The organism is Pelomicrobium sp. G1 (genome assembly GCF_051905455.1).
In the GTDB taxonomy this organism is placed as follows: domain Bacteria; phylum Pseudomonadota; class Gammaproteobacteria; order Burkholderiales; family UBA6910; genus Pelomicrobium.
The window spans coordinates 1-260 of record NZ_JBQACR010000410.1 but is presented as its reverse complement, the minus strand read 5'-3'; the positions used below and the strand labels follow the sequence as shown (position 1 = coordinate 260).

At 69.6% G+C, this 260-nt stretch carries 1 protein-coding gene; it reads right to left on the bottom strand.

Features of this window, described 5'->3' with window-relative positions; translation table 11 throughout:
- On the bottom strand, positions 1-260 hold a 260-nt coding region (locus tag ACTFO6_RS19045; protein ID WP_439935906.1), incomplete at both ends, for a PAS domain-containing protein.

Genomic DNA, 260 nt, shown 5'->3' with positions numbered 1-260 from the left:
ACGTACATGTAGTTCCCGGCGAGGTCGGCGCAGAAAATGCCCACCGGTGAGATACGGGCCAGGGCGTGGAATCGCCGTTCGCTTTCCCGCAGGGCGCGCTCCGCCTGGACGCGCTCGGTGACATCGACCGCCATGCCGCCCACGTAGCCGGCGCCCTGGGCGTCCCGGAACGGAAACTTCACCACCAGCCAGTCGTGGGGCGTCCCGTCCGGTGTGGGCACCGCTTCGACGAACTGTCGCGGCCCCCCGCTGGCGAGAAC